At 47.2% G+C, this 9,838-nt stretch carries 10 protein-coding genes and 2 pseudogenes; 2 read left to right on the top strand and 10 right to left on the bottom strand.

Features of this window, described 5'->3' with window-relative positions; genetic code table 11:
- Positions 1-197: pseudogene (locus GEI7105_RS39635) on the top strand (IS701 family transposase); the annotation flags it as partial.
- Between the two features lie 24 nt (positions 198-221).
- Here the strand turns inward: GEI7105_RS39635 and GEI7105_RS39630 are convergent.
- The 6 genes and pseudogenes from GEI7105_RS39630 to GEI7105_RS0102485 form a co-directional block, all read right to left on the bottom strand.
- A pseudogene (locus GEI7105_RS39630) lies at positions 222-746 on the bottom strand (HAD-IC family P-type ATPase); the annotation flags it as partial.
- A gap of 1,248 nt (positions 747-1,994) precedes the next feature.
- A complete protein-coding gene (locus tag GEI7105_RS28745) occupies positions 1,995-2,474 on the bottom strand; it encodes a Uma2 family endonuclease (protein ID WP_017658908.1) in 480 nt (159 codons plus the stop codon).
- A gap of 116 nt (positions 2,475-2,590) precedes the next feature.
- Positions 2,591-2,821, bottom strand: coding sequence for an HNH endonuclease (locus GEI7105_RS28740; protein WP_017658907.1), 231 nt, complete (start codon positions 2,819-2,821; stop codon positions 2,591-2,593).
- Positions 2,814-3,068, bottom strand: a complete 255-nt coding sequence (locus GEI7105_RS0102495; RefSeq protein ID WP_017658906.1) for a hypothetical protein — start codon at positions 3,066-3,068, stop codon at positions 2,814-2,816. The genes GEI7105_RS28740 and GEI7105_RS0102495 overlap by 8 nt, the downstream gene beginning before the upstream one ends.
- Before the next feature lie 140 nt (positions 3,069-3,208).
- Positions 3,209-3,484 (bottom strand): DUF2442 domain-containing protein, encoded by a 276-nt coding sequence (locus GEI7105_RS0102490; RefSeq protein ID WP_445958247.1) that lies wholly within the window; start codon positions 3,482-3,484, stop codon positions 3,209-3,211.
- A 17-nt stretch (positions 3,485-3,501) separates the two neighbouring features.
- Positions 3,502-3,954: a DUF29 domain-containing protein gene (locus tag GEI7105_RS0102485; RefSeq protein ID WP_017658904.1), complete on the bottom strand. Its 453-nt coding sequence runs from the start codon at positions 3,952-3,954 to the stop codon at positions 3,502-3,504.
- Positions 3,955-4,036: 82 nt separating this feature from the next.
- Between GEI7105_RS0102485 and GEI7105_RS0102480 the strand changes: the two genes are divergently transcribed.
- Positions 4,037-4,288, top strand: a complete 252-nt coding sequence (locus GEI7105_RS0102480; RefSeq protein ID WP_245555361.1) for a hypothetical protein — start codon at positions 4,037-4,039, stop codon at positions 4,286-4,288.
- A gap of 159 nt (positions 4,289-4,447) precedes the next feature.
- Here GEI7105_RS0102480 and GEI7105_RS28735 read toward each other — a convergent pair whose 3' ends face one another.
- The 4 genes from GEI7105_RS28735 to acnB form a co-directional block, all read right to left on the bottom strand.
- On the bottom strand, positions 4,448-4,699 hold the full coding sequence (locus GEI7105_RS28735) for a type II toxin-antitoxin system HicB family antitoxin (protein WP_017658902.1): 252 nt from the start codon (positions 4,697-4,699) through the stop codon (positions 4,448-4,450).
- Between the two features lie 5 nt (positions 4,700-4,704).
- Positions 4,705-4,917 carry a type II toxin-antitoxin system HicA family toxin gene (locus GEI7105_RS0102470; RefSeq protein WP_017658901.1) on the bottom strand — a complete coding sequence of 71 codons (213 nt, stop codon included), beginning with the start codon at positions 4,915-4,917 and terminating at the stop codon, positions 4,705-4,707.
- Between the two features lie 44 nt (positions 4,918-4,961).
- Positions 4,962-6,848: an ATP-binding protein gene (locus GEI7105_RS0102465; protein WP_017658900.1), complete on the bottom strand. Its 1,887-nt coding sequence runs from the start codon at positions 6,846-6,848 to the stop codon at positions 4,962-4,964.
- 209 nt (positions 6,849-7,057) lie between these two features.
- Entirely contained in the window at positions 7,058-9,658 is a 2,601-nt protein-coding gene (acnB, locus tag GEI7105_RS0102460) for a bifunctional aconitate hydratase 2/2-methylisocitrate dehydratase (protein ID WP_017658899.1), read from the bottom strand.
- Positions 9,659-9,838 lie beyond the last annotated feature (180 nt).

Here is a 9,838-nt window from a genome sequence, read left to right as displayed (position 1 = left end):
GCGCCTACACTTTTATCCTTTGGCATAAGTTGACGGGCGGTTTACGAAGGAAGTGGGCGAACCAACCTTTGGAAACTTTTGTAGATGCTTTAGAGGCTTTTCGGACAGCCATGTCTTTTCGTTTTGTGGCATGGCTGAACGAGAATCGAGACCTGTTTGCCGCTCACAAAGCGCGTTTTGGCTTGGTTTGGGCTTGAAATTTGTTTAAGTACCGCTAATACGGTTACGGCTCGGTTGATAGCAAAAACCAGATCGTCTAAGGACAGCCAAACGATAAAGGTTAGCGTTCCGACGGAAATGGCAATTATCGTCAGCCAATAGGCGACTTTATCCGCTAGAGCCTGGTAGCGACTGCGAGATGATTGAGCTTCTTCGACTAACCGCATAATTTGGCTGATGGCGGTATCGTCTCCAACTCGCGTGACTCGAACCTTGACCGAACCTTCTGTATTGACCGATCCGGCCACGACTTCGTCTCCGACTTTTTTCGTAACGGGTTTGGACTCTCCGGTTAAAAACGATTCGTTGACGCTAGTGTTGCCTTCGACTACTTCGCCGTCGTTGGGAATCTGTTCGCCAGGACGAATGAGGATGAGATCGTCTGTTTCGATTTCGCGAACGGGTACGTCTTCAATCTCGCCATCTCGTATCCGGTGAGCTTCGTTGGGTACGAGCGAAGAGAGTTCTTCGAGGGCTTTACTCGCTCCCTGCACCGAGGCCATTTCGACCCAGTGACCCAATAGCATGATGTCGATGAGAGTCGCCAGTTCCCAGTAAAAGGGTTTGCCCTCGAGTCCTAGGGATACTGCCAAACTGTAGATAAATGCGACGCTAATCGCTAGGGCAATCAGCGTCATCATCCCGATCCGGCTCTGGAATTCGTTCCACGCTCCTTTCAAAAAAGGCCAACCGCCGTAAAAGTAGAGCGCAATGCCGAGAATGGGGCTAATCCAACCGGCACCGGGAAACGAAATTGCCTCGTAACCCAACCAGCTTTGTAATTGTGGTGAAAAGTAGAGAACGGGTAGGGTCAAAATTAAGGAGATGAAAAATCGGTTTTTAAACATCTCCGGGCTGTGATGTCCGTGACCGCTATGCCCGCCACTCTTTCCGTTGTGGTTATGTCCGTTATGGTGTTGATGTTGGTGGTTCTGCTGTTTGCGATCGTGTTTTTTAGAGGTTTGATTATGATTCATACCATTCTCCAAAACATTTTATTTTAAGACAAATTCAAATTAAAAAAATTCATGATTTCTATAAATTATGAATTATTTTTTGTTATTGATTTTATTCGATTTGAATTCATTTTGATGGTTCCTGTACGTTCAATGTAATATTTAAATTGCGATCGGACTTCATACTTTTGGAGTAATTTTTTAGCTGACATGGCACGCGATCGCATCAAACTCAAACGAGCGATCGCAGAAAACTTGAAAACCTGTATCGATCGACCGGGTTTCGAGTGAAACGAATTATGCTAGGTTCTCTAAACCATCGATCGTGGATACATCTCACTTTTGTAAAAATATGAGTCTGGGGTCGGTTAGACTTCGGCAACGTTGCCGTCCATAGGTGGAGCGATCGCTTCACCCAATAACAGCTCAATTCACTGTAGAGACTCCGATCTGATAAATTTACATTTTTGAGATGCACCCCCAAACTAAGTGTATGGAAGGAAAAATCGCGATAACTTTTAGCAATGAAAGTCGTAATTTTCAAGCCATTTTTACAAAAATTAGGGTCTTCGGAGTTTGTGGTTATAAATGTATAGCATGATACAAAAAATTGAAGATTCGAGAGCCAAAACCCTTGAAATCTCGTGAAGTTAGTTTTTCTGTCACCCTAAACTCCGAAGAGCCAAAAATTATCTATTTTTTAGACTCAGAGAACCGATTTGACGAGTTCTCGAACTATCAGTTCGGAAGAACGTCCTCTCTTAGAGTTCGATATAAATATGAAATAACCATGAATTGACACTCGAAGGCTGGGGAGTGTCAATCTACATCTTCTGTCGAGTCTTCTGTTGCTGGGGGTGCGAAGGTTACATCTTCGTAAATTGCGGCGATCGCACATTCGAGTTCCAGACTGACAAAGCGGACGGTTTCATTTAAAATATAGGGTTGGAATTCCCAAGTGCGATCGCCCGTGCGACGAAAGACATCGACAGCGGGATGGGTTTGACTGACGAGAACATATTCTTCGAGGCTTTCGAGTTGGCGATAGTGTTGAAATTTGTCGCCTCTGTCGAAGGCTTTGGTACTTTCCGAGAGAATTTCGACGATGAGTTTGGGGTGTTGTTTGTAGTAGCGGGTATCGCGATCGCGCGAGTCGCCAGTGACGAGTAGATCGGGGTAGTAAAACCGATTTTGCGTTTCGATCCGCACTTTCATATCCGAGGTGTAGAGTTGGTTTTGTCTGCGATCGACTTTCGATTTTCGCGACACTTGAAAACGGCTAAAACGCACTGTTGCCATGTCAGCTTAACGCACGGGATAGCGTCCCTCTTGTTGTAAAAGTTGGCGCTCTAGGCGTCGATCTCTCGTATTGAAACCCAAGATTTTTGCGGTGACTCTTCCAATGGCGGTCTGAGCTACGATCGCGTCGCCTTCATATCGCTACCTTTCGCACGATTGCAGGGTGCGCAGGCATAAGCGAGATTATCGATGTCGTTCGTGCCGCCGTGTTTGAGGCTGATGACGTGGTCGATCTGACAGCCCCAGAAGGTGTCGGCTTCGGCAATGCGGCAATATTCACAGCGATCGCGGGCGCGTTCAGCAACTTGCTCTCGAACTCCGTCGGGGACGGGAGCGCGTTTAGCCACGGCTTGCGGCGAGGTGTTGGCGAGCGCGGATTTTGGCGAGGCGCATGATGTGTTCGAGTTGGAGGTACAAGTCCAGCTCGGTGCGTTCGTCGGCGGCGATTTCGTTGTCTTTTTCGCGTTCGATCAGTTGGGCGACTCGTTGTTTTGCGGTGTCGGAGGGTTGGAAGTTGGCAACGCGATCGGGGGTGGTACCGAGAGCGATAAAGTTGACGATCTCTTCGTAGAGAGGTGGTGTGGAGTCTGTCATGGGGTCTGCGATCGGAGGTGGCTAGTTTCAGTCTAGCGTTGGTGGATTGTCTTTTTGGGCTGTGCGATCGATCGCGGTTCGATGTTGCGTTGGGGGTGGTTTGGGGGCGATCGGACGGATTTTTGGTTGTGGGGCGATCGCTATGCTGTGGGGACGTTTGGAGCGGGAGCGCCCCGCAGCATTCCTGCGGTACTCAGGTCTTCGTCGATCGCCTCCCAGTGCAAGCCATAACCACCGCCGCAAATTTCCCATTCTTTGCGCTGTTCGGGTGTTGCGTTCAACAGCCGGGGATACCAAACGAGTGGAACGGAAATAACGCGACCGTCCATCAAAAAGACGGTTATCAAATCCTCATCAAACGAGACATTTTTCACTCGCTCGTCAACTTTCACCGCCGAAGTCGTCATACCAAGCATCTAAGAAGATTTTCCACTTAATCCGGTAAAAACTCATCATTCAAAATCTCTTCCACGTCATAGGGACAGTTGACGGGAAACACTACTAACGATAACTGCGTTTCCGCTCGAGCTTGCTTTCGCGCACTTTCATAACACTCGTCTACAATGCTGATGAGATAATTCTTTAAACTTGGAGACGACTTGAACGCCCGACGAATTCGCCGACGGTGTTCGATAATACTGCTCTCCCAACTTCCCGTTCGCCGTTCCGGTTGAAATTGCCATTTCAGGAGATGTAGCAACACCACCACCAAATTACTTTCGAGGCTTTGGCGTTCCCGCCGTCCCATGTCTTCGATTTCCTCGATTAAATTGTCCCAATCGACTTCGTTGTAGTCGTGCGATCGCAGTTTTTGCACCGTCGCATCAAGCCACAGGATATAGTCTTCCTCGTAAAGCTGCTGTAGGTCTGAGGGCGATCGAGTCATTGTGGAGTGGGGGGGTTGTTCGCGCTATCCTCGCGCTATCCTAATTATATGGATATTGGCAAACGTCATACTCGAAATTGTATTGAACTGGAAGCCCCGACCGGAAACGCTGAACCAGCTTATGCAGGTTTCCTTAGAGCAGCAGAAAACCTTAGAGTCATTACTCGAAGAGGCGATCGAACAGTACTTACAAACCTATCGTCCTTCTGTACCCCAGACAGACACCGATCCGTTAATTGGTTTGTATGAGGGTTCGCCAGAGACGAGCAGTTGTGCGGAGGAGATTCTGGAAACAGAGATATCTGAAAAGTCAGGTTTGTCGTGGAAAGATTAGATGCGATCGCCGATCCGGGGTTTAAGGTTAATTTTAGGTTTCGGGGGTGCGATCGCATCCCCAACTAAGCGGGTTGAAACGTGGGTTTAACTGGAGGTAACGGCTGGGTGCATCTCAATTCTGCGATAAGTATAAATACTTAAAGGAGTAAATCCCCTTCTAGCAGTCCTTGAGGAAGATATTGACAAATTGCCGAACTTGTGTATTTGCAAAAGTGAGATGCACCCGTAACGGCTTCCCTTCCGAACGACTGGATTCAACCAGCATTTCCAAGACTTCTCGAGCATTTTTGAGTGCGTCTTCGTAGCTGTCGCCGTGGGTGACGGGTTGCATGACATCTTCAAAGTCGGGGAGAAAAACGACGAAGCAGTCATCGGGTTCTGACCATTGAATTGTGATCGTGTATTTCATTACAATTATTCCTTTTTTTGGTTTTTCTTTAAAATTTTTAAGGCTTCAACGACCTGTTTTTCTTGGTAATGCTTTGCATCTTTCCCATCTTTCCCAGAAAGGATGAGAACCACAGATAAGCTAGGATGCTTCCACTTAGTATGACTCCCTTTAGTGGAGATTTTAACAAAACCTGCTTTAGCCAAGGACTTCTTTAAATCTCGAATCTTCGGGGGCATTTTCTAAAATTTTTAACGAGCATATAGCTTTAATTTTTGATTAATTAATTGATCGAGTAACCTATCGTTAACTCTAAAACTTTCTTTAATTCTATAATGGGTAACGGCTGTTGCCGATTGGCTCCAATCAGTTGATGAGTCACTCCATAGAAAACATTAGAAAGTGAATCTTTTTCCATCAAAGTATCACCTCGAATTTGATGATAAATTTTATCTCGATTCTGGAAATCTGTATCCCAACAGACTAATAGGTTGATATGTTCCAGATTCTTTTTATTCTTATCAATATCTGTATAAATTGAGTTTAAATCTTTTTTAAACTCAATCAATATTTCCGCCGAGAAATTTCCGCCATGTTTTTGGAAAGTGTCTGCTCTTATACCTAGTTGATTATCCTTGGAATACCGAGATTCTAGAGAATCATCAAGATCGTAGCCAAAAAGTCCGTCATAAACCTGATATCCTGATAATATTTTGGGAGTGTAACCCTTTAAATAGTTTATTGTTACAAGTTCAATAAATAGACTAATCACTTCTTGCTCTTCGATAGGTGGAAAGAATTTATGCTTTAAATTAGAATCATATCTTCTCTTTTCTTTTAGCTTTTCTTCTAAGTCCTTTTTAGGTTCGTAGAAAGGATCGCTAATTCGGCTATCTGAAGAACCTCCGACAACATATTTTCGGTATCTTATGAAATTGTGTGAACTTAGAATTTCCTTGGCTTTATCAGCAATTTGCTTCATTCTATATTCACTGATTCCTTTTCTTCCAGCATCCAAGTCATTTCGGATTGCTTCATCTTTAATATCAGCAATCACTGTAAACGGAAGATAGTTACTATGTTCAAAGTGATCTAGACAAACGGACAGTGGCATTCCAGCAATTGCCAGCCATACACCGTGCTTAATTTCAAAGTCATATGAATCAGCTTCTTTATCAAGAAATCTCTCATTAAACTGATTTATATGCAACTTACTCGTAGCATAAATCAAAAAACGAACATTTAGTGGATTACGACTTCCAATCTGAATTCCATCAATTTTCTCTTCAAGCAAGACAACCTTTCTAATTTGATTTTGTATAGTTCTTGAGAAATCATTTGTGATTTTAATTATTTTATTTTCGTAATCGAAAATGTTATAAAATCTATCTTCGTTGTTTTTTAAGTGTTCTTTGACGATTTCACGTATAGTCAGATAACCGGTCGCGCAATTAAGGTTTTCTTCATCGACTAGCAATTCAAAATTCAGGAATTCTGAACTATTGAAAACTGGATCTAAATATCCAATCACTGTCTGAGTCCGAACGACTGCTTTTATGGCATCATGATTAGTTGCAATTCTAAATGCAGAAGTGAGAGAATTTTCGACCGTTTCATTGGGGAATTCTTTTGGGAAAATAATTGTTACTGTTGTACCACTTTCATCCTGGGAATCCTGGCTAACAATATTTCGATCTTCTTCAAGAGAGTTAGGTATTTCCCCATTTTCAAATACAAACTTATATAGGTTTTCATATGTTCGAGAAGCCTTCTTGCCCTTTCTGATACTTTCAATTTTTAGATAAGAGCTTTGAAAAGCTATGAATGTAAATCCATAACCCATAAAACCAAATCTACCTTTTTTCTGTTCTCTTTTGAGAGATTTCCCAGTAGCTAGAATTTTTGATATATCTTTTTCTTCAATCCCTATACCATTATCTTTGATAATTATTTTTCTTTCATTTGTGAATATTTCAAGGAGAATATTTCCTTGATTCAAATCGGAGAATGGAAACTTTTCAAAAATAGCATCTGCGCTGTTTTGAAGAAGTTCGCAAAAAACGTCCCAAACGTGACGATAGCTTGAGATAATTCTTTCAATATTAGATTTAATTTCTTCCTCTTTTTGCGTTGATAACTCACTTTTTAAAGTATTAGTAGTATTTTTCATTTATGTGTTCCTATTCAATGAATTACGATGCAGTTTGAGTTTTGTTCTGTGAGACTTGCGGGTGAAAATGACTTAAAGGGGGTGTTTGTCACGTCAGACGAATTGCTTGGGTTCTTGTAGCTGGGCAGGACAGGCTCGATTGCCCACCCCACCATTTTACACCAAAGCAGGGCAAGCCCGATCGCCCACCCCACCATTCTACAACTTAGTTACACATTAGCTGGAATGCCCAAAATATCCTCAATTTTCGGCATTTCCTCGATGGGAATCACGCGACCCTCATCCTCAAACCCTTCAATTTCATTGAAGTTGAGATAGCGGTACAACTCACCCGCAAACGGGTCGATTTTCTCCTTCACAATCTCCAGATACTCCTCAACCGTGGGAATGCGACCCAGCAACGCACAAACCGCCGCCAACTCCGCAGAACCCAGGTACACTTGCGCACCTTTACCCATGCGGTTGTTGAAGTTGCGCGTCGAAGTCGAGAACACCGTGGCGTTGTCTTCTACCCGCGCCTGGTTGCCCATGCACAGCGAACATCCCGGCATTTCCGTCCGCGCACCCGCGGCCGCAAACACGCCGTAAACCCCTTCCTCGCGCAATTGCTTCTCGTCCATGCGCGTTGGCGGACAAATCCACAGACGACCTTTCACAGGGCCGGCACCTTCGAGAACCTTCGCCGCCGCGCGATAGTGACCGATGTTCGTCATGCAGGAACCGATGAAGACTTCATCGATTTTGTCTCCGGCACATTCGGACATCAATTTCACGTTGTCGGGGTCGTTGGGAGCGGCGACAATTGGCTCTTTAATCTCGTTGAGATTGACCTCAATGACGTCGGTGTATTCCGCATCCTCGTCGGCCGACATCAACTCGGGATTCGCCAACCATTCTTCCATTTTGGCCACGCGACGCATCAAGGTACGAGCGTCTTGATAGCCCCGTGCCACCATGTTTTGCAACAAGACGATGTTAGAGCGCAGATACTCGGACACCGTTTCTGTTCCTAATTTAATCGTGCAACCGGAACAAGACCGCTCTGCGGTAGCGTCAGTTAATTCAAAGGCTTGCTCGACTTTCAAATCCGGCAGTCCTTCCATTTCCATAATCCGCCCGGCGAAGAGGTTTTTCTTGTTCTCTGTCCCGACGGTGAGTTTGCCCTCTTGAATGGCAACCCAAGGAATCGCATTGACAATATCCCGCAAGGTAACGCCGGGTTGCAACTCGCCGGTGAAGCGGACTAACACCGATTCCGGCATATCCAAGGGCATCACGCCTAACGCTGCGGCAAACGCAACCAAACCAGACCCAGCGGGGAAGGAAATACCCAACGGGAAGCGGGTGTGAGAGTCGCCGCCGGTCCCTACAGTATCGGGTAACAGCATCCGGTTCAGCCAGGAGTGGATGATGCCGTCGCCGGGACGCAAGGCCACGCCGCCACGGGTGGAGAAGAAGTCGGGAAGTTGTTTGTGGGTTTTGACATCCACCGGTTTGGGATAGGCGGCGGTGTGGCAGAAGGTTTGTAAGGTCAAGTCGGCGGAGAAACCCAAACAGGCCAGTTCTTTGAGTTCGTCGCGGGTCATGGGGCCGGTGGTGTCTTGAGACCCTACGGTGGTCATGACCGGTTCGCAAGAGGTTCCGGGGCGCACGCCGGGAAGTCCGCAGGCTTTCCCCACCATTTTCTGGGCTAGGGTGAAGCCTTTTCCGGTGTCTTCGGGCAGTTCGGGACGGGCGAAGAGGGTGCTGGTTTCGAGTCCCAGGGCTTCGCGGGTTTTGTCGGTGAGGCTGCGTCCGATAAGCAGGGGAATGCGTCCGCCTGCGCGAACTTCGTCGAGGATGGTGTTGGGTTTCAGGGTGAAGGTGGCGATAACTTCGCCGTCTTTGGTGATTTCGCCTTTGTAGGGATGGATGGTGATGACATCGCCGGTTTCCATCTTCGTGACATCGCATTCGATGGGGAACGCACCGGAGTCTTCGCCGGTGTTGAAGAAGATGGGGGCGATGCTACCGCCGAGGATGAAGCCGCCGGAACGCTTGTTGGGGACGTAGGGGATATCGTGGCCGATGTGCCACAACAGGGAGTTCATGGCGGATTTCCGAGAAGACCCGGTTCCGACGACGTCGCCGACGTAGGCTACGGGATGACCTTTTTTCTTGAGTTCGACAATGGTGTCTAAGCCTTCGGGCATTCTCGACTCCAGCATGGATAGGGCGTGGAGGGGAATGTCGGGGCGGGTGGTGGCGTGGGGTGCCGGGGAAAGGTCGTCGGTGTTGGTTTCGCCGGGAACTTTGAAGACGGTAACGGTGATGGCTTTGGGAACTTTGGGTTTGTCGAGGAACCAGGCGGCGTTAGCCCAGGCGTCGATGACTTGTTTGGCGTAGGGGTTGCTGTCGGAGAGGGCCAAGACGTCGTTGAAGGCGTCGAACACCAACAGCGTGGTGCTGAGGGCGGTTGCGGCGGCGGCGGCGAGGTTTTCGTCGCGGGATTTGAGCAGTTCGACGAGGGATTGGACGTTATAGCCACCCACCATCGTCCCGAGAAGGGAGACTGCGCCCTGGTGGGAGATGAGGGGACATTGGATTTCGTCTTTGGCGATTCCGGTGAGAAATCCGGCTTTGACGTAGGCGGCTTCGTCTACGCCGGGGGGAACGCGATCGCGCAGAAGCATCAGCAGGAATTCTTTTTCCTCGTCTGGCGGGTTTTTGAGGAGTTCGCACAGTTCGGAGGTTTGCTCGGCGGTGAGGGGAAGGGGGGGGATGCCCAGGGCTTCCCGTTCGGCGGCGTGTTTGCGATACGCTTCTAACATTTTGGCGATATTCTCCTTGCTCTTCAAACGACAGTCCCTTCCCCGAGGGATTCGAGAAATGGGGTGCGGTCGCGTTTTAGTAACGATTCTTAAAATCCTACGGTGTGATGGGTGACGACCGCTAGGGTGTGGGGATTGTATATCTTTACGCTAACGAGCGATCGCCCCTTTTGTCTTGAG

Source organism: Baaleninema simplex PCC 7105 (genome assembly GCF_000332355.1).
Lineage (GTDB): Bacteria > Cyanobacteriota > Cyanobacteriia > Cyanobacteriales > Geitlerinemataceae > Baaleninema > Baaleninema simplex.
Note: the sequence above shows the minus strand (reverse complement) of the source record. Positions and strands in the feature narration are given on the sequence as shown.